The following is a 19,392-nucleotide window of genomic DNA, read 5'->3' on the forward strand; positions in this document are numbered from 1 at the left end:
GTTATGACCGAACACCGCGCGACGACCCAGCGCATTCGTCCGCTCCGCATCGCCATTCTCAATCTGATGCCGCTCAAGATCGTGACCGAGACGCAGATCCTGCGCTGTCTGTCCAACACGCCCATTCAGATCGAGGTCGACCTCATCCAGACCAAGACCTATCACTCCAAAAACACGCCCGAGGATCATCTTCTGACGTTCTACAAGACCTTTGACGACATTCGCGACCAGAAATACGACGGCTTTATCATCACCGGCGCACCGATCGAGCTGATGCCGTTTGAGGAGGTCGAGTACTGGGACGAGCTGGTTGAAATCATGGAATGGACGAAAACGCACGTTCATTCCACCCTGCACATCTGCTGGGGCGCGCAGGCCGGTCTTTATTACCATTATGGTATCCCAAAGTATGAGCTTTCGCATAAAATGAGTGGTATTTTCAAGCATCATGTGCTGTTCCCGCACGAACCGCTGATGCGCGGCTTTGATGATCTGTTCTGTGCGCCGCACTCGCGCCACACCGAAGTCCACGCCGACGACATCCGCAAGCATTCCGAGCTGCGCCTGCTCGCAGAGTCCCACGAGGCTGGCGTTTATATCGTAGAGGCCGTCAACGGCCGGCAGATTTTTGTGCTCGGTCACGGCGAATACGACTCGGACACGCTGAAAAAAGAGTACGAGCGCGACCTCGCGAAGGGCCTGAATCCTGATGTGCCTAAGCACTATTTCCGCAACGATGACCCGTCTGCGGACGTTCTCGTCACCTGGAAAGCGCATGCCCACCTTTTCTATACCAACTGGATCAACTACTACGTCTACCAGACCACTCCCTTCCAACTGGAAAAACTGTAATAAAAAGCTCCGTTTCCCGGCGCACTGCTGCGGAAACGGAGCTTTTTCGACTTTATTCGGTGATTTTTTCGCCGGTCACGATCGCACGGGGCGAACCGGTCAGCTTTTCGCCTGTATACGGCGTGTTAATTCCTTTTGATTTATACTCGTTGTATATCTTCTCGCTGTCCCAGTCGAGCAGCACCAGACGGGCATAATTTCCCTCTCGGACGGCGCGGCCGGTCAGGCCATACACCTCTGCCGGATTTTTGCTCATTTTTTCGAGCAACTGCATCCGAGTCAGGCGGCCGGTCTTGACCAGATACGTGTTGCACACGGAAAACGCGGTCTCCAGACCCGTGATGCCCGAGGGCGCCTTGGCGAAGTCGCGCGCCTTTTCCTCTGCGGTGTGCGGCGCGTGGTCGGTCGCGATCATATCAATCGTTCCGTCCGCGAGCGCTTCAATGAGCGCCTGACGGTCCGCCTCTCTGCGCAGCGGCGGATTCATACGCGCGCAGGTGCCGTGCGCCGGAACATCATCCTCGGTCAGACTGAGGTGATGCGGCGTGACTTCGGCATAGATTTTCGCGCCGAGCGCCTTGCCCGCTCGAATGAGCGCGGCGGACTGACCGCTCGAAACATGCTGAAACAGCACGCGCGCGCCGGTATCGAGAGCCAGCGCAATATCGCGCGCGATCATGGAGGTCTCCGCCGCCGCCATCGCACCCGGCACGCCGAATTTTTTCGCGGCTTCCGAGCCATAGTTTACACCCGGAGAGGGCACGAGCGAGGGCTCTTCCTCATGGAACGACAGGATAACGTCGCGCTTCGCTGCCTCGACCATCGCGCGGCGGCACAGTCCCGCGCTCGTCAGATTGATGCCGTCATCGGTCAGACAGGGCGCTCCGGCCGCGAGCAGCGCGTCAAAATCGGTCATTTCCTCGCCCTTCAGGCCCTTCGTGACCGCGCCAGCCTGCAAAACCTGAACCGGACAGTCCTTCGCCTTGTCCGTGACATAATGGATGATCTCGGGCGTGTCGCAGGTCGGAACGGTGTTCGCCATGCAGATCACCGTCGCGTAGCCGCCTGCCGCAGCCGCAGCCGCGCCGGTTAGCACATCCTCCTTCTGCGTCTGGCCGGGGTCGCGGAAATGAACATGTCCGTCCACAAAACCGGGCGAAACGGTCAGTCCTGCCGCATCAAAGATCTTGCAGTCCGCCGGGGCGTCGATTTTTTCCGCGATCTTCGCGATCACGCCGTCGTTCCCGATCAGCACATCAAGCTGCGCGTCCGTTCCCGTCCATGGATCGAGCACGCGGCCATTCTGGATAAGTAACATAGAAAAGCCCTCCGTTTTTCCTGCGGCAGCTCATCTGCCCGGATTTTTCTAATTATAGTCTATCATAGATCCGCAAAAACCGCAACGAAAACGCCGCCCTTCTCCCCTTCTGAAAATTGAAAAACAGGCTTGACATCCCTATTCTACTATTGTAGAATATAATCAATAAAAGGTATTTTACATTTGTAGAACAAGGAGGGTTGACTATGGCACAGACAAAACGGCTTCCCGATGCGGAGCTTGAGGTCATGCAGACCATCTGGACGCTCACGCCGCCCGTCACGGCAGCAGAGGTACAGCAGCACGCGAGCAGCGACTGGAAAATGACGAGCGTGCTCACGTTCCTGTCGCGTCTCACCGACAAGGGCTTTCTGTCCTGTACCAAGGAGGGACGGCAGAACCTATATACACCACTCGTCTCGGAGGAGGACTACCGCCAGCGCGAAAGCGTCGGCTTTATCCGGCGTCTGTGCGGCGGCTCGGTGAAAAATCTCGTGGCGAGCCTGTCGGACGCCGGTGCGCTGAGCGAACAGGACATCGACGAGCTGCGTGCCTTTCTGGACGCGCAGGAGCAGTGAGGAGGGGATCTTATGCGGATTTCGTATATGCAGATTATGAACAATCTGATGCAGACCGGACTGACCGTTTCGCTTGCGGCGCTCGTGCCGCTGCTGCTGCGCCGCGTGCTCAAAAAGCGCTATCCGGCGCGCGCGGTCTGTCTGGTCTGGGCGCTGCTCGCGCTGCGGCTGCTCGTTCCGGTGCAGCTGACGCTGCCGGAAGCGCCGGTGCAGGTCACGCCGCGCACGAATTATGTGATGCAGGACGACCGGATGCTGTTCGAGCAGGCCGGTCTGCCGGTCGAGCAGACGCCGGCCCGATGGGTAACGGACGAACAGGCGGCCGCTCTCAGCCATGCAGGCACAAGTCGGACGACAACCTTCAACCTGACCGCAGTCCTGCTCGGTCTGTGGCTCGCCGGCGTCGTCATTTCCGCCATCCGGCAGGCTGTCAGCTACGGAATACTGAAAAGGCGGCTGGACCGCACGGCAGTATCGGCGAAACGCGCCGACCTGCTCGATGTTCTGGCCTCTCAGCGCAGCGGTCTCGGTATTTCCCGGAAAATTCCGCTTCTGATCTCCCCTGCCGCAGACTGCCCGATGCTCGCGGGCTTTATCCGCCCGGCGCTCTATCTGCCGGACGAGAACATTTCGGCCGCAGATGCCGCCTTCATCTTCCGCCACGAGCTGACGCACTGCCGTCACGGCGACCTGTGGCTCAAGCTGCTGCTGACAGCGGCGCAGTGCGTACACTGGTTCAACCCGCTCGTATATCTGATCGTGCGCTTCGCGCAGGAGGATATTGAGCTTGCGTGCGACGATGCGGTCGTTCGCGGACAGAACGCAGCCTACCGCCGCGCCTACGGCGAGACCATCCTCCGCTCCGCTGTCGCGCAGTCCAGACGGCGGCAGTCGCTCGTTTCCTGCTTCGGAGACGACAAAAAGACGCTCATGCGGCGGTTTGAGGGTCTGTTCGACAAGTCGGTCAAAAAGCGCGGCGCAGCGCTCATCGTGCTCGTCGCCCTGCTCACCGCCACCCTCGGCGGCACGATCGCCGTCGGCACGAAAAAAGACCCTGCGGCAGCTGAGGCGCGCGCGCTCCTCATGGCGAACACCTTCGCGCAGGCCTATGTGGACGAGGATGCGGCGGCATATATGAAATACCTCGCCCCGGACAGCGACCTTGCGAAATACGATGATTATTTCTCGACCGGCGCCGCGGTCTACAGGCGCTATGTGACCCGGTATGACCCCGAAACCGGGACCGCGCTCATCGTTTTCGAGTACGTGTGGGACGCGGACCGCGTGGCCGCAATGGACGTCCATGCGCCGTCGCCCGGCGTTCCGTTCCGCGAAGCGATACGGCTGCACTTCACCGGCGAGGGAAGCGATATGCTGATCTCCAGCATGACCTTTGAGGTCAGCTCGGATACGTTCACCTCCGACCCGGACAACAACTATCTTGTCTCCTCGCTCGACGACTTCAAGCTGCTGTACGCAAATGACCTCGGTCTGCCGGATTTCGTCGCGGCTTCCGACGGACTGACCATCGGCAGCGGCGACCCGACGCAGGCGGCGGAAACCCTGCTCGGCCTCTCTCCGGCGGCCAGCCAGCTGAGCGGCACCGACAGCGCCGCCCCCGACATCACCAAGGTAACGTTCACCTTCCGCGACAACAGCAAGGTCATCCTGACCATGGTGGACCAGTTCGGTCAGGGCTGGCTGCCGCAGGACTGGACGGACGGCAATGGCAAGGCCAGCCGCACCGCGGCCGACCTCGCGCAGCAGTACGCGCGCGGCCTGCTCCACAAGAGCGGACAGTATATCTACCCCATCCTCACCCCCGAAAAGCAGCAGGAATTCATCTCGCAGCAGTACGATATGACCGGCGGCACGCAGTGGACCTGGAAATTCGGCTCCTCCTCCCCCTCTGTGCGCGACTATGTGCTCGTCCCGACTGACGACGACAGCGCATACCGCATCATCTGCCGCATGGACGGCGGCGGCATCAGTGATGTGCGCACCGGCTATCTCGTGCAGACCACCTGTGAGGACGGCGGCCGCCGCATGATCTCCGACGTCACCGAGCTGTCCGACGCGGACATGACGCAGAGTGAGCTGTTCCGTCTGTATTACAGCACCGGTCTGGCTCTGCCCAGCCTGCCCGACGAGGTCGGCAACTTCAGCGGTCTGCCGCGCACCGACTCCCTGACCGCCGCGCAGGATGCCTTCTACTACTTCGGCAATCCGGTCGACGGCTCGAAAGCCAGCTGGATCGCGGATGTGACCCAGATTCAGAGCATCGTGCGCTCCGACATCCGCGGCGGCGCGTATATTGATATCGTTCAGCTGACCTTCACCGACGGCAGCGACCCGATCAATGTCCAGATGGAGAAAACCGGTTCGGGTTACTGGAAGCCGACCGGCATTCAGGAGGATGTTTCCGCCATGAGCGGCGCAAATGTGCTCCCGGTCAGCGCGGACGCCTTCGGTGCCATTTCCTTCGCCAATCTGCCGACGCTGAATACGGGCGACATTATCATCTTCAACTTCGGCAGCAAGCCTGTCGGCGGCGTACACCTTGTTAACCATCTGGTAGATGCGGCCGGTCGCATCCGTTATCAGAACATGACCGACGACGAGACCACGCTCACGCGAACGAACAGCGGCTACGTCTACACCATACCGCAGAGCGTGAGCGAGCTGCTGGCCTCCGACCTCAGCGTACCGTTCTACCATGCGCTGACGCTCGAATACACAGATGCGCAGCACATCCGCCACACGGCGGTCGCGGCCTACATGACAAACGCCATGACGCAGCTCGAGAACCCGCCGCTCCCTTCCGGCGGCTATTACAGCGACGCACTCGGCTGCACCCTCAAGCTGCCGCAGGAGTTCCGGAACGCGGTTTCCGCCAATATCAATACGGACGGGACCATGACCTTCTTCGTAAAGGATACGGACAGTGTACTCATGACGCTGACCGCGCAGCTGCTCTCTGTTCTCAAGCGTGATTTCGGCGAAAACTGGGCGGAAAACTATCCGGTTCCGGTCCGGCCGCTCGCAGAGCGGGACGGACTGGCGTACTTCCTGATCTACCCGTCCGATGTGCAGTACGACCCGGCGGATGAGCAGGCCGCCGCGCAGTATCAAACGCTGTTCGAGGCCGCGCAGCGCATTTCCCCCGAGGATCTGGCGCTGGATGCCGACCCGCATGACACCTCGGTCTATGAGCGGCGCAATATGGAGGATACCGAACATTACGGCGACCGCACGACGGCGGAGCTGCTGTTCTATCTGCCGATCTCGGACGGCGCCTACACCGAGGGTATCCTGGCGACGCTCGATGCGCGCTATCGCGAGGATAAAACCGCGTTCGAGCAGGCGCTGCGCGTCGCGGACAGCACGGCGCAGTCGCTCTGGGCGCAGCATCTGGCCGCACAGTAAACAAACAGGAACAAAAAGGGCTTGCTACTCCCGTCCGGTTTTGGTATACTATATAGGTAAGCCGGACGGGGTTGTAGCTCAGCTGGTCAGAGCGTTCGCCTCACACGCGAGAGGTCGTGGGTTCGAGCCCCGCCAACCCCACCAGAACAAATAAATCCGAACCGCATTATCCGAGTTGGTAAAGCGTTCGGATTTTTTGTTTCTATCGAAAATATCCTTTAAGGCATGAAAAAAGTGCAGGATTTTGCATCCTGCACTTTTGTTATTTATGTGTCGGTTTTGTGAACGCGGTTTTTCTTCCATTCCGCAAATTCACCCTGCCCCTCGTCGGTTGCCGCAAGCGCCTGAATTTCCTCTAAGATAGCACGCGCCAGAGCATCCCAGACATCGTTGGGGACTTCTGACCAGTCATTGTTCGTCTGCTGCATGGTTAGTCCTCTAAAATGCTTTCGTTAAACCAGTAGCCTTGAAACACCGTACCGTCACCGTTGATGAAGCGCCCCCGCGCATCCGAGGGGATTTGATTGGCCGCATCAGTGTTGTCAAGAATAATCATGGATAAAACATTGTCAGCACGGCCGCACACGCGATACGCGATGTTATTTTTTATCTGACCGCTCAAAATATTTGCATCCGGCCGCTGCGTTGCCAGAAGCAGGTGGATGCCGAACGCGCGTCCTAAACGAGCAATGGTGGACAGACTGCGTTCAATCCGTGCGACCTGTTCCTTTTCTGCTTTATCCAGACCGGTTTTATCAAGAATTTCTGCCACTTCATCGACTGCGAAGAAAATTCGGTCAAGATACAGTGCGCAGCGATTATTGTAGTCATAAATATTACAGCAGCCATCCGTCTGCGCGATAATTTCCTTGCGACGGTTCAGTTCTTCGACCAGCTTGTCCAGATATTCAGCCAACTCTGCGCGGTCGAAAATCATCTTGCAATGCGGATGATTGCGCCAGACCGAAGAAAAATCTGCCCCACCTTTCAAGTCGGCGATTACAACCTCAACGCCAGACTTCCGCAGCAACTGCATGAGGATGCACCGGAGCAGAACAGTTTTGCCTGAGCCTGTTCCTCCGCCCACCAGCATATGCGGAATGACATTGAAATCAACCACAACCGGCTCTAACAGGCTTTCGCCCAAAATCACCTTGCAAACAGGATATTCATGGTTCATCAGATCATCATGCCAGTCTAATCTGTCTGGCAGACCGTTGTCCGCCGGGACCACATAAAGGCGTATACGGCGTTTGCCGTCGCACTCCTCTATCCTTGCGACCTGAACATTCAGCGCAGCGGCAATCTCGACTTGCTTGTTCTCCCAGACTGATTTCGCAAGACCACACGCCAGAAATTCCAGAACTTGTACTGTTCGTCCGCTTTCCGTTCGATGCCAATAGCTTTGCAACAGGATAGGCACTTCACCCGCAGCATTGGTAAAACCAATGCGAGCAAGGTTGTTTTCGATCTTCCGCGCATGATGCGGTGTTCCACGGCTAATGATAAACGCTACCAAACCGAGGATCGCCGCAGCAATGTAGAGAGCCGTCATTGTTGTCACGAGGGGCGTTGCAAATGCGCCCGTATTATTCATGCGCCGCAGCACTACGTGGCCGACAACGGCAATACTGAGCAGGTAGGCGATAATGCCTACCCACTCCGCCGGAGTGCAGATAATCTTGTTTACACCGTTGCCAAAGCGCAGCATAGCACCATGATGCGCGGTTTCGCTATACAGCTCATTTTTCTTACAGGTCAACATAGTTCTTCCGTTCCTCCTTCCATTCATCCATGCTCATTTCCTGCACTTGTTCACCGTCGAAGTAAACAACCCTGTGAATACGACGCAGGAAGGCTTTCCATGTCGCAGGATGAACGATTTGAATATCTTCGTACTGATCTTCGAGTGGGACATTGCTGGTGAGATATACCTTAGTGAAGCAAGCGACGCGGTCACTATAACGTGCCGGTAACATTATCGGATATACATCGAGGTAATTGAGCATTTCCTCGATTGGGATTTGACTGTTGAACTCCTCGAACACGAGGACATTCTGGCCGTGGTAAGCATCAAACGAAACGCCTTTGCCCATGCGGTAATTCGTCACTCGGCAAATGTTTTCTGCACCATGTGCTTCAAAAATGCTGCGTGTCTTGCCTGTGCCGGGAGCACCGTAGATGTAGGCGACCTCGATTTCACGGTTCTCTACCATGAATTTTTCCGACAGTAATGTTTGACGAACTGCGTCGATGTCTTTGATGCGGAACGCATACGCGGGGTTTTGCGTGATGATGCGTGCCGTGCTCTTGCCGTCCTTGACTTCTTCCAGCAGGTCTTCCATCGTTGCTTTGGTCTTTGCGGAAGCCTTTGTTTCCTCCGGCAAGTCGCCAAACTCGGCAAAACTGCCCGGAACAGAGGTTTCAGCCTTTTCGGATGTTTCCCATTTACCGCTTTTGGCGACATAATCGCGGTTTTCCGAACACAGACCATAGGCTTGGTCAATGTGTGCCGTTTCAAACTTTTTCTTCAACGAGCTGAAACGCATGGGAGACCGACGATACAGGAACACATGAATGTGCGGTGTGCCAGACTCGCCAACTTCTTCGCTGATGCAGCAATAGTCCGGCTGGAGCTGCTTGCACAACTCCAATACCCTTTCACGGTCAAGACCATGTTTGTCTGGATTATTGATCGTCAGCAGAAACTTGCGGCTTTGAGGATCTTTTTTTGCCATTGCAGTTTACTCCTTATTCAATTTTTTTGCTACTGCTACATGTCTCGCCCTAAGGTAATACTTACCTTAGGGCGAGACGCAGCAGTCAGCCAACACACCGACAGGGAATGCTCACCTTGTTGGCAAGCATCGCCCTGTCGGATGCTTTAACGGCTACCTGAACCCGGCGGCTGCTGAGCCTCCTTGACGGCGTGGATACCGGTCGCAGATGCAGTCAACTGTGCATGACCACCCGCCTCATAGACGCGAATGTCGAGGCCGTCGAACACAACCGGAATATACTCCTCGCCGTCGGGAATCTCGATCTGCTGGTCGCCAGCAATCTTGATGCCGAGCTTCTCGAAGCCGTGCGCCGGGAGCGTGACTACATAACGGTAGCCGACGATCTTGTCGGTGCGCTCACCGCTCTTAGTGTACTCGACCACCGGCGTCGCATCCACGAGCCACAGGTGCTTGCCGAGCGACTTCGGGTCGATCTTGAGATTACGCAAGAGTGCCATTTTCGTTCTCTCCTTTTGTGATTTGGATAGGTTTTGACGCTGCGCAGCGTCTGAATATTTTTAGGGGAAATCCGGATTTCTTGGAACAAGTTTACCATGCCAGTTATCAAAAGTGGGGACACCATGTGTCCCTACAAATTTCTGCTGGAGGTGTACAATGAAAAATTAGCTTTTGATGCAAAAGTTGTGTGCAAAAAAAGAGAGGGCAGTGCACCCTCTCTTTTGACTAATCTTATTTTTTGCCAAAACTCTCACCGGTTCCGGCGTATAAAACAACATTGGCGTCATCGAAATCCCAACATTCCTCAATAAAGGTGTGATAATAAAAGTGAATCATGGAATTGTCGAATGAATAGCCGCAACCATAAATAATTTCCTGTGCTTTGTCTGACGGAATTTTTAGCGCCAAACTAATCGCAACCAGACTTTTTAAGTCTATCTTTTTTTCTTCTTTGCCCATCAACCTACGATATACGGTTTTCGATAAAGAAGTTTGTTCAATGAAATCTTTTTGACCCCACTCAGCGCGATAGATGTAGCCGCGCAGAATGTCACGCCAACTCTGCTGGTTGGCATCGGCTTTAGCCTTGTTCTCCTTGATTCGATTGACTTGACGTTTAATTTCGGCGTCAGTCAATTTTATTAAAGTCAGTTGCCAGGCTGACTCTGGACGGCGGTTAATTTCGAGGGGTTGATTATCGGGTTGATAACTTGCATTTTTTGTACAACGAGGGTAATTTTCACAATTTCACCTCCTCTGGCAGGGATTTGCAAGTCAAACCATCACTTCCTTTCCGATTTTTGAAACACCGCCTTAGATTTCGTTTCAAAAACTTAAATTTTTTAACTTAAAAACAAAAACGACTGAATAACGTCAGTCATTCAGTCGTTGGTTTACTTATTTAATAAAAGGCATACTTCGCCCCTCGAAAATCCTCTTATAGCTTACCTTAAGTATAGCACTTCTCACACCAAAGTCAACACTTTTTTCTCAACTTCTGCCTCCGCGCGTGCCGCCCACCGCGACCTGAGTCAAGACCAGTAAAATACTCCGTATTTTCCGCGAGTGACCTACGGTCAGCCTTGACACAGCTCCCGTCGCGCAAAAGGTGTGATTATGCCGAACTCGAACGAGTCCGGCGAACGCCGACAAAACAACGATGGAGGGAACGAAGATGAAGCAGACCATAAAAACGAGCCGCACGGCGGGCTACCTTGAAAAGCTGTTCCGCACGCTCAACGAACGCTATTTTGACAACTCGATCGAAGAACCGATCATAACAATTCAGTCCACACCACGCGCATACGGCCATATAACTGTTGCAAAGGCGTGGCGCAAAGGAAACGGCGATCTCCGCCACGAACTCAACATTGCAGCCGGAACGCTCGACAGGCCGATAGAGGAGATCGTTGCCACGGTGCTACATGAAATGGTACATCTCGCAAACTTACAGGCAGGCGTGCGGGATTGCAGCCGAAGCGGCACTTATCACAACAAACGCTTCAAGACCACCGCCGAGGCGTGCGACCTTCGCATCGAGTATGACCCACGCATCGGCTGGTCGGTCACCTCGCCCACCGAAGCCTTAATCGACTTCATTATCTCCAATGGGTGGGAGGACATCCGCATGAGCCGTGAGGACGGCTGCATCTCGCGCACCCCGGGACGCGGTTCGCCTGACCGAACGCCTACCACGCCCACAACACCGAAAAAGTCCAGCACCAGAAAGTATATTTGCCCCGGTTGCAAAATGTCCGTCCGGGCAACCCGCGAGGTAAACATCATCTGCGGCGACTGCGGATTGAAAATGGTTCGTGTATAAAATTGAAAGTGCACTTTCAAACGAAGGTGCACTTTTACATCTACTATTGTAGTCTATTAGCATTTAACTTATAAGTCATGGGTTGTAATGACATTTGATATATTTTAATAGGTTGCAGATGGAAGTGTTGGCATATTTTTTGTATGTGCTCCTCTTTAGCTTTGGCTCCAATATAGATAGCCGTGATAAACCTGCTAAAATCAAATGCGGGTCTGAGGCCGGCTGCATATATAGGAGCATAATTTTGTTTTGGAATGACTATACGCCACTCTTTTTCATAACACCATTCGTTAGATTTATGCAAAGCTGCATCTACGACAGCACTACCAAAAGCTGGAGTATTTCTGTCCAAATAAGTCTGCCCGTATACAGGTGCATTGATTGAATACTGTACTTGGTATAAGTTGTCACACCCCGGCCAATCATTCAGATCATATTCGATACAAAACCCGGTATGGTACTGAGCGTAGTGACTCCACATTAAAACAGAGTTATTCAGCTCGGAAAAACAAGCTATTAGCATTTCTTCCTTGATAGTAGGTAAAAAATCTCGGAAAATATCGAGCATCTTTTCTCTGAACGGCGATAAAGTATCAGATTCTAAGAAGTTTGACTGCCATTCATCAAATCCCATTGCATTATCTCCTATTCGACCGGAAGGATACTTTTCAATCAGACTATCTTGTAGCATATCTTTGAAATAATTGCTTTTAAGAAATGAGTCATCAATCAATAAATCACAGTCGAAAGGATCATTGAAAGTTGTGGGGGGCGCAGGAAAGACCTTGCCTTCAAATAATACAGTTTCCCATCGGGCAGGCTGATTGTCTGATGGTTCGTCGAAATACCGATATTTATATAACTTTGGAATTTGCATAGATACCCCTCTCTTGGTTATCGTGCAAAACCATTATACGAGGGAAAGCCCAACATATAAATTGCCATCGCAATAGACAAATCCTCGTTTGCAAGGCTATTTTTCGCAGCAATCGCTTTCAACTCGCGCATAACAGAGTCTTCGGGGATCAGCGTGCTATCTGCTGTGGCAACCACTTCTTGTATCTTTTGTGGTAGAACCATGCACATCTGATAAAAGGCATCGTTCTGCCCGGTGACTAACGCATAAAACTGATCCATGCTAACGCGCCTAATCAACCTATGTCCTACGCGCTGACCATCAACAGTAGTTTCCCATTTAATGTTCTGTGATTGCTTTGCGATTGCTTCAACTAAGAAACACGCACAATCGTCATCTTTGAGCAGTTGATTTTGCATTTTGATAAATGTTTTTCCTGCCGATGCTGAGTTCATTGTGTTATGCTTATTTTTCATTTCCACATAAACAGTATGTACGATGCTGTTATCGGGTAACACAATGCCGTTAGGGTTTTTATAAATGACATCCCAACCGCCTTCTTCCCCATTCGGCGGGACATGGCAGAAAGGCATATACTGAAAAATTCGTTGATGAAAATAGCCAATATCGTTATTGTTCGATTTATCGCGCTGACGGAAAATTTCATTGCTGATAATCTCGTCCCATGATGCCCGATACACTGACTTATCAAATATCAGTTTAACCGGGTCAACGATATTCTTATTGAAACGCTTCAAGTCAAACGATTTCAGTTTATCACCATATTTCTGAATAGTGGCTCGTACATGATTGGTAAAATCATCCTCACTTATAAACGATAGAGTCCAACTCATAATAAGTCCAATGCCTCCTTGATCTTTTTTGCAATCTCATACGCCAGATTGACCGGCACGGCATTGCCTACTTGTTTGTACTGGGAAGAAATCTTGCCACAGAATTCCCAATCATCCGGGAAAGTCTGGCAGCGTGCATTTTCGCGCACAGTGAATGGCCGCGCCTCTAAGGGATGGCAGCGTTCTGTCTGCTTCTGGGACGGAGATGTTAAAACGGTCAAGGATGGCTCGTCTAAGCTCATGCGTCGCAATATACCGGTTCGTCCACCTTCCATATGCCAGCAGCTCTTCATGTAAGCCTTCGCAATATCTGGGTCAATATCTCGCCAGTAACCGCCGGGAGGCACTAACTCAAAAATCTTGCGTTTGTTTTCACCGTAGGGAACCCCTGGGCCTTTAGGGCAATCTAAGAGAATATCGCGCAAGACAGGCTTATAGTCATGGGGTTTGGGAAACTCGAAAACGGTTTTGCCGAGTAAATCATTTCTAATACCGACTGTAATCAGGCGTTCACGCTTCTGAGGCACACCATAGTTCCATGCGTTCAATACAGCTTTTTGAATAGTATATCCAGCGTCAGCAAAGATTTTCAGCATTGTTTGATATGTTTTTCCCTTATCATGCGTCAACAGTCCACGCACATTTTCAAAGAGGAACATTTTCGGCTGCAATTTTTCAAGGAAAATCGCGTAATGGTAAAACAGAGTGCCACGCGCATCCTCTAATCCCAATCTTTTTCCGGCATAGGAAAATGCCTGACATGGAGCACCACCAGATAACAAATCCAGTTCACCCTTTTTCAGCGAGAACAAATCCTCTAAATTCATACACGATATATGTGAAATATCATCACATATAACATTCCAATATGGTCGGTTCTGTTTTAAGGTGGCGCAAGCATCTTTGTCTAATTCTATTAGGCCGATCGTATCAAAACCTGCTTGTTCGACACCTAATGCCAGACCTCCAGCTCCTGCAAATAACTCTATTGTTTTATACATTCAAACACCTTTGCTATTCTTCATTTCTTGCAAAAATATAATATATCCCATATTACGATGGTTATAACCAATAAATTATATCAGAATTTCTGATATTTTTCAACGATCATATACGATGCTATGTATATGTTTTTGAAAGTGCACTTTCAAAAAATGAATATCTGCAAATATTTATTTGATATATTTACAACGATACCTGTTTGTGATATGATCGTATCAACAAGGAGGTCTTTATATGGAACAAATCGGAAAACGCCTGAGAGAACTGCGCGAGGGTTCGCGCTTGACACAGACCCAAGTAGCCGAAATCGTCGGCGTGCAGCAATCGCGCATCAACCGGTACGAAACAGGAAAATCCACGCCGTCCCCGGAGGTTTTCGTCAAATACGCGGATTTATTTGACGTATCAATGGACTACCTGTATTGCCGAACGGACAAGCCGCAGGGCAAACTGTACGACTTTCAGCCGCGTATCACAGCGGAACAGTCCATCAAGAACAGAGATATGCGTGAGTTTGTAGAAATGTGCTTCGACCCGAAATCACCGGTCAGCAAGCGTATGAAAGAAACCTTGCTCAAACTTTGGAAGGAGCAATCTGAATGAACGCGGTGATCTATGCCCGATATTCGAGCGACAACCAGCGCGAAGAAAGTATCGAGGGACAACTTCGAGAATGCAAAGCGTATTGCGAAAAGAACGATATAGCAATCGTCAGCAGCTACATTGATCGTGCGTTATCTGCCAAGACGGACAACCGACCGGAATTTCAGCGGATGATAAAAGATAGCGCAAAGGGCGCGTTTGAACTGGTTGTCGTCTGGAAACTTGATCGTTTTTCGCGTAATCGCTATGACAGTGCGAGATATAAACATATCTTGTCCAAGAATGGCATTAAGGTTGTTTCAGCGACCGAACAAATATCCAATAGTCCAGAGGGTATTATTCTTGAGTCGCTGCTGGAGGGCATGGCAGAATATTATAGTGCCGAACTGGCGGTAAAAGTACGGAGAGGTTTAACTGAAAATGCGCTGAAATGCAAATATAACGGCGGTACGCTGACATATGGATATACCATAGATGCAGACCGTCATTATCAGATTGAGCCGGTTACTGCTGCTGTCGTGCAGGAGATTTTCGGTCGATATGCTAATGGGGAAACCATGCGGGCCATCCGTGACGATCTTATCCGGCGCGGCTTCACTAACGCACGCGGCAAGCCGATTGACCCGAACTTTATTCCCAATCTGCTGCATAACCGTCGTTATATTGGTGAGTACCGCTATTGTGATGTTGCCATTCCGGGCGGCATACCTGCTATCGTGTCAGAGGAATTGTTCAATCGCGTACAGACTATGCTTGCTAAAAATCGCAAAGCTACCGCGCGTTATAAAGCTACTGAGGAATATCTGCTCTCAACCAAGCTGTTTTGCGGCTCATGCGGCGGCATGATGGTAGGCGAAACCGGAACGGGCGGACATAATAAACAAGCATATCATTATTATCGTTGTTCAAACAGTAAGAAGCGGAAAACCTGCACGAGTACGCGAAAAACTATCCGTAAGCAGCCAATAGAAGATTTCGTCGTTCAAGCCGTAATGGCGCATATCACAAATGACAGCTTTGTGCAGCACGTCACAGATCGTATCATGCTGGTTCAAACCGAGGAAAGTGCGATACTGCCGGTTTTGCGTCAACAGCTTGCTGAAACAGAACGCGGCATTGACAATATGCTGAACGCAATTCAGCAAGGTATTATTACGGAGTCCACGCAACGACGCTTGCAGGAATTAGAAGATGCAAAAAAGCAAACAGAACTGCGTATTTTGCAGGAGCAGCTTCAAAATCCGGTTATTCCGCGCGAAGATATAACGCACTGGATTTACAAATTCCGAGAGTTGAATATGCGGAGTATGAAAGCACGCCGTCTTTTGATTAACAGCTTTGTTAATTCTGTAATCTTATACGAGGATAGAATATTGATCGTATTCAATTACAAAGATGGTGAAAAAACTATTAATTTTTCGGATTTGGCCGGTTCGGATATGGAGTGTGCTACCCCACCAGAAAGCACTCACTTTTGTGAGTGCTTTTCTTTTGCCGTATTGCAATCTGTTCTCGCACAGTTTTATCCCCAGACCTGTGTAAAACTTTCGGGATAACCCGGCGCAGGAGCACAAAAAACCGCCGCACAGTTTTTTCGCTGTGCGGCGGTGATTTTTTTACTTGTACGGGTCATCCGGCTTGAGGTAGCAGCACTTTTTGTACTTCTTGCCGCTGCCGCACGGGCACGGATCGTTCGGGCCGGGCCTGTTGCCGGCACGCTTCGGGGCCGGTGCGACCGAACCGTCGGACGCGCCTGCGGCGCCGGTCTCCTTTGCGACCTGCTCGCGCTTGGGCTCCTCACGGGTGCGCACCTGCGCAAGGAAGATCATGCGGACGGTGTCCTCGCGGATGGAATCGATCATCGCATCGAACATATCGAAGCCCTCACGCTTGTACTCGACGACCGGGTCATGCTGGCCGTAGGCGCGCAGGCCGATGCCGTTTCGCAGCTCGGTCATGGCGTCGATGTGATCCATCCACTTGCTGTCTACGTTCTTGAGCAGAATGACGCGCTCAAGCTCGCGCATGATCGGAGAGGTGAGCGCCTGCTCCTTGGCGTCGTAGACCTTGTGCGCCTGCTCGGCAAGCTCGGCGGTGAGCTGCTCGGCGGTCAGATCGTCGCACTCCTCGGCGGTAAACGTGCAGTCATCCGGGCGCAGGAAGATGCCGATGAACGGACGGCGCGCCTGCTCGACCATTTCGAGCGAGATCAGATGATTTTCGCCGATCGCGGCGTGTACTGCGTGCGCGATGGTGTCATCGATCATCTTCATGATGCTGTCCTTGACGTCCTTGCCCTCGAGAACCTGAAGACGCTGCGCATAGATGATCTTGCGCTGCGTATTGAGAACGTCGTCGTATTCCAGAACGTGCTTGCGCGCCGCAAAGTTGCGGGACTCGATCTTTTTCTGGGCGCTCTCGATCGCGCCGGACAGGATCTTCTGGTCGATCGGCTCATTCTCGTCGATGCCGAGCGTATCCATCATGTTCTGAATGCGCTCCGAGCCGAACAGACGCATCAGATCGTCCTCGAGCGAAATATAGAAGCTGGACTCGCCGGGGTCGCCCTGACGGCCGGCACGGCCGCGCAGCTGGTTGTCGATACGGCGGGATTCATGGCGTTCCGTGCCGAGGATATACAGACCGCCGGCCGCGCGCACCTTTTCCGCGTCTGCGTCGGTCTGCGCCTTGTGCAGCTTGTACAGCTCGTCGAACTTCTTGCGTACCGCAAGAATGCCCGGGTTGTCGGTCTCCGCATGGCCGTTTGCCTCGTAGACCATCTTGTCTACGAACATCTTCGCCGTACGCTCGTCCAGCTCGCCCTCCTGCACCTTGCTCTCGGCCAGCTTGATGAGGCCGCGCTTGAGGTCGTCGAGCGCCAGCGTCTCGGCGTTGCCGCCGAGCATGATATCGGTACCACGGCCTGCCATGTTGGTGGCGATGGTGACGGCGCCGTACTTGCCGGCCTGCGCGACGATATCCGCCTCGCGCTCATGATGCTTCGCGTTCAGCACGGTGTGCTTGATGCCCTTTGCCTTGAGGATCTTGGACAGCTCCTCGGACTTCTCGATCGAGATCGTACCGACCAGGATCGGCTGGCCCTTGGCGTGGCATTCCTCGATGCGCGAAATGATCGCGTTGATCTTGCCGCGCTCGTTCTTGTATACGGCATCCGGGTTGTCCTTGCGGATGACCGGCTTGTTGGTCGGGATCTCGATGACATCGAGCTGATAGGTGTGGCGGAACTCCTCCTCCTCGGTCAGCGCGGTACCGGTCATGCCGGACAGCTTGCCGTACAGGCGGAAGTAGTTCTGGAAGGTGATGGTCGCGAGGGTCTTGCTCTCGTGCTGGACTTTGACGCCCTCCTTCGCCTCGATGGCCTGATGCAGACCCTCGTTGTAGCGGCGGCCGAACATCAGACGGCCGGTGAACTCATCGACAATGATGATCTGGCCGTCACGGACAACATAGTCCACATCGCGCTGCATGACGCCGCGCGCCTTGATGGCCTGATTGATATAGTGCTGGAGCGTGGTGTTCTCCGGGTCGGACAGGTTCTCGACCTTGAAGTACGCCTCGGCGCGCTTCTGACCGTGCGGCGTAAGGGTCGCGGTCTTTGCCTTCTCGTCGACGATGTAATCCGCCTCGATGTCGTCCTGCTCCTCCTTCGCGTCAACCTCCTTGACACGCAGGCACTTGAGGCCGACGGCGAAGCGGTCCGCGATCTCGTACATCTGCGAGGACTTCTCGCCCTGACCGGAAATGATCAGCGGCGTGCGCGCCTCGTCGATCAGAATGGAGTCGACCTCGTCGACGATCGCGAACGCATGGCCGCGCTGCACCATCGCCTGCTTGTAGATCGCCATGTTGTCGCGCAGGTAGTCGAAGCCGAACTCGTTGTTCGTGCCGTAGGTGATGTCCGCAGCGTACATCGCCTTGCGCGCCTGCGGCGGAACCTCATGGATGACCAGACCGACGTTCAGACCGAGGAAGCGGTAGACCTTGCCCATCCACTCGCTGTCGCGCTTTGCGAGGTAGTCGTTGACGGTTACGATATGGACGCCCTTGCCGGTCAGCGCGTTCAGATAGGCCGGCAGCGTCGCCATGAGGGTCTTGCCCTCGCCGGTCTTCATCTCCGCGATACGGCCCTGATGCAGGACGATGCCGCCGATGATCTGGACGCGGTAGTGACGCATGCCGAGCACGCGCCACGAAGCCTCGCGGCAGGTCGCAAAAGCCTCGGGCAGCAGCTGGTCGAGCGTCTCGCCGTCCTGATAGCGTTTCTTAAATTCATCGGTCTTTGCGCGCAGCTCCTCATCGGAGAGCTTCTTGAACTGCTCCTCCAGCGCCTCGACCTTATCCGCAATGGGGTAGATCTTCTTCAGCTCATGCGAGGAATGCGTGCCGAAGATCTTGGTAAAAAAGTTTGCCATTACTTGTATTCAGCCTTTCAAAAGGGCATAGCTGCCCCATTCGTTCATACGGGTTTATTATACCACATTATAAAGGATAAACAAATAAATTTTTTGTGAACGGTTGAAATCTCCTCGAAATCCCCTCTTTTCGACCGAAAAAATCCCCTCGTCATGGACGAAGGGATAACAGTTCGCCGATAGAACTTGTTTTCACGCGGCCGCAGCCGCGCGGCAGCGCGCATAAAACAGCGTTTGCCGTGAAAACGCATAAAAACCGGGGGCGTGTACCTCGGTTTTTATACTTCTGGAGGGAGAAAGTTTCCGTATGGGAACTTTCGGACGACTCGTGTTCTGCGCAGTCAGAACACAGATTGTCGGAAAAACGAAGTTTTTCGACAGTCTAAAATCCCCTCGTCATGGACGAGGG

The 19,392-nt window shown here is 53.0% G+C and carries 16 protein-coding genes and 1 tRNA gene; 7 read left to right on the forward strand and 10 right to left on the reverse strand.

Going from position 1 to position 19,392, the window contains the following annotated elements; genetic code table 11:
• Positions 1-852 (forward strand): homoserine O-succinyltransferase (locus H8S02_RS09075; RefSeq protein ID WP_186970256.1); only part of this gene is annotated, 852 nt, incomplete at its 5' end.
• A gap of 52 nt (positions 853-904) precedes the next feature.
• Here H8S02_RS09075 and H8S02_RS09080 read toward each other — a convergent pair.
• Complete coding sequence (locus H8S02_RS09080) at positions 905-2,170, reverse strand: dihydroorotase (RefSeq protein WP_186970257.1); 1,266 nt, start codon at positions 2,168-2,170, stop codon at positions 905-907.
• A gap of 206 nt (positions 2,171-2,376) precedes the next feature.
• On the opposite strand from H8S02_RS09080, the gene H8S02_RS09085 reads away from it, so the two are divergent.
• The 3 genes from H8S02_RS09085 (at position 2,377) to H8S02_RS09095 (ending at position 6,318) form a co-directional block, all read left to right on the forward strand.
• Positions 2,377-2,748, forward strand: a complete 372-nt coding sequence (locus H8S02_RS09085; protein WP_186970258.1) for a BlaI/MecI/CopY family transcriptional regulator — start codon at positions 2,377-2,379, stop codon at positions 2,746-2,748.
• 12 nt (positions 2,749-2,760) lie between these two features.
• Positions 2,761-6,174, forward strand: coding sequence for a M56 family metallopeptidase (locus tag H8S02_RS09090; protein ID WP_186970259.1), 3,414 nt, complete (start codon positions 2,761-2,763; stop codon positions 6,172-6,174).
• Between the two features lie 67 nt (positions 6,175-6,241).
• Positions 6,242-6,318, forward strand: a tRNA-Val gene (locus H8S02_RS09095).
• 122 nt (positions 6,319-6,440) lie between these two features.
• Here the strand turns inward: H8S02_RS09095 and H8S02_RS09100 are convergent.
• The 5 genes from H8S02_RS09100 to H8S02_RS09120 form a co-directional block, all read right to left on the reverse strand.
• On the reverse strand, positions 6,441-6,602 hold the full coding sequence (locus H8S02_RS09100; RefSeq protein WP_186970260.1) for a hypothetical protein: 162 nt from the start codon (positions 6,600-6,602) through the stop codon (positions 6,441-6,443).
• A gap of 2 nt (positions 6,603-6,604) precedes the next feature.
• Positions 6,605-7,939 (reverse strand): helicase HerA-like domain-containing protein, encoded by a 1,335-nt coding sequence (locus H8S02_RS09105; protein ID WP_186970261.1) that lies wholly within the window; start codon positions 7,937-7,939, stop codon positions 6,605-6,607.
• On the reverse strand, positions 7,926-8,912 hold the full coding sequence (locus H8S02_RS09110; protein ID WP_186970262.1) for a viral replication protein: 987 nt from the start codon (positions 8,910-8,912) through the stop codon (positions 7,926-7,928). Before H8S02_RS09110 ends, H8S02_RS09105 begins: the two co-directional genes overlap by 14 nt.
• Positions 8,913-9,058: 146 nt before the next feature.
• The gene (locus H8S02_RS09115; RefSeq protein WP_186970263.1) at positions 9,059-9,412 is read right to left on the reverse strand and encodes a hypothetical protein; all 354 of its coding nucleotides are present in this window, start codon (positions 9,410-9,412) and stop codon (positions 9,059-9,061) included.
• A 232-nt stretch (positions 9,413-9,644) separates the two neighbouring features.
• Positions 9,645-10,049 (reverse strand): hypothetical protein, encoded by a 405-nt coding sequence (locus H8S02_RS09120; protein ID WP_186970264.1) that lies wholly within the window; start codon positions 10,047-10,049, stop codon positions 9,645-9,647.
• 523 nt (positions 10,050-10,572) lie between these two features.
• On the opposite strand from H8S02_RS09120, the gene H8S02_RS09125 reads away from it, so the two are divergent.
• The gene (locus tag H8S02_RS09125) at positions 10,573-11,235 is read left to right on the forward strand and encodes a SprT-like domain-containing protein (protein WP_243166481.1); all 663 of its coding nucleotides are present in this window, start codon (positions 10,573-10,575) and stop codon (positions 11,233-11,235) included.
• A 43-nt stretch (positions 11,236-11,278) separates the two neighbouring features.
• Here the strand turns inward: H8S02_RS09125 and H8S02_RS09130 are convergent, their stop codons facing one another.
• From H8S02_RS09130 to H8S02_RS09140, 3 genes are read right to left on the reverse strand one after another with little or no spacing between them, the layout of a single operon-like run.
• On the reverse strand, positions 11,279-12,112 hold the full coding sequence (locus tag H8S02_RS09130) for a DUF2971 domain-containing protein (RefSeq protein WP_186970265.1): 834 nt from the start codon (positions 12,110-12,112) through the stop codon (positions 11,279-11,281).
• A 17-nt stretch (positions 12,113-12,129) separates the two neighbouring features.
• Positions 12,130-12,945, reverse strand: coding sequence for an Eco47II family restriction endonuclease (locus H8S02_RS09135; protein ID WP_186970266.1), 816 nt, complete (start codon positions 12,943-12,945; stop codon positions 12,130-12,132).
• Positions 12,942-13,946, reverse strand: coding sequence for a DNA cytosine methyltransferase (locus tag H8S02_RS09140; RefSeq protein WP_186970267.1), 1,005 nt, complete (start codon positions 13,944-13,946; stop codon positions 12,942-12,944). Before H8S02_RS09140 ends, H8S02_RS09135 begins: the two co-directional genes overlap by 4 nt.
• Positions 13,947-14,181: 235 nt before the next feature.
• Here H8S02_RS09140 and H8S02_RS09145 point away from each other — a divergent pair, with 235 nt between their 5' ends.
• Positions 14,182-14,550, forward strand: coding sequence for a helix-turn-helix domain-containing protein (locus tag H8S02_RS09145; protein ID WP_186970268.1), 369 nt, complete (start codon positions 14,182-14,184; stop codon positions 14,548-14,550).
• The gene (locus tag H8S02_RS09150; RefSeq protein WP_186970269.1) at positions 14,547-16,106 is read left to right on the forward strand and encodes a recombinase family protein; all 1,560 of its coding nucleotides are present in this window, start codon (positions 14,547-14,549) and stop codon (positions 16,104-16,106) included. Before H8S02_RS09145 ends, H8S02_RS09150 begins: the two co-directional genes overlap by 4 nt.
• A gap of 60 nt (positions 16,107-16,166) precedes the next feature.
• Here the strand turns inward: H8S02_RS09150 and secA are convergent, their stop codons facing one another.
• On the reverse strand, positions 16,167-18,983 hold the full coding sequence (gene secA, locus H8S02_RS09155; protein WP_186970270.1) for a preprotein translocase subunit SecA: 2,817 nt from the start codon (positions 18,981-18,983) through the stop codon (positions 16,167-16,169).
• Positions 18,984-19,392 lie beyond the last annotated feature (409 nt).

It is taken from the genome of Agathobaculum hominis, from assembly GCF_014288055.1.
GTDB classification, from domain to species: domain Bacteria; phylum Bacillota; class Clostridia; order Oscillospirales; family Butyricicoccaceae; genus Agathobaculum; species Agathobaculum hominis.